Origin of the sequence: uncultured Lacinutrix sp. (assembly GCF_947500605.1) — a bacterium.
Taxonomy (GTDB): Bacteria; Bacteroidota; Bacteroidia; order Flavobacteriales; family Flavobacteriaceae; genus Lacinutrix.
Map to the genome: position 1 here is coordinate 1 of NZ_CANMSJ010000022.1, position 617 is coordinate 617.

Consider the following 617-nt stretch of genomic DNA (forward strand, 5'->3'; position numbering starts at 1 on the left):
AACGTTGTTGTGTATGGTTAGTTGCGTGGTTTAGCAACTAATTTAGTAAACAAATACGAACCCGAGAAAATTCCGAAGGAATTTTCCAAATAAGCACTTGCCAAAGCAATTAATTATACACGGTGTTAGCTGTAGTTTTTAATTCGTTTTTGTGGAATATATTCTCATTTCATCTCCGAAAACTCCAAATCCTTTTGAATGATATTTCCAACCTTTCTTTTCATAAAAGTCATTCAATTCCGTTGAAAGATATAAAGTGTCAAATCCTCTTTTTTGAGATTCATTTAGACTGTGTTTTAATAATCTTTCAGCCAAACCTTGATTCCTATATTTTTCTTCAACATACAAACAGGCAAACCAAGGCATTAAATCTTGTCTGCTTATAATATCATTAGTCAACAAAGCATAACAACCAATAATTTCTTTCTTATTCATCATTAAGTAAAATTTCGGTACGGATTCATTATCAGAGAATGAGTTTTCAATACAATCTTTATAAAAGTTAAAATTCGATTGACTTCCCAAACGTTTCCAAAAGTAATCAACACCTTTTTTTAATAAATCACTTTCTTTGGTTATTAATTCTATTCTCATTTTCTCTAATTACAGCTAACGTT

Annotated in this window: 1 protein-coding gene; it reads right to left on the reverse strand. The window is 29.8% G+C overall.

What is annotated here, in order from left to right; all coding sequences use genetic code 11:
• Positions 1–138: 138 nt before the first annotated feature.
• Positions 139–594, reverse strand: a complete 456-nt coding sequence (locus Q0935_RS15805) for a GNAT family N-acetyltransferase (RefSeq protein WP_299388324.1) — start codon at positions 592–594, stop codon at positions 139–141.
• Between the last annotated feature and the right edge of the window lie 23 nt (positions 595–617).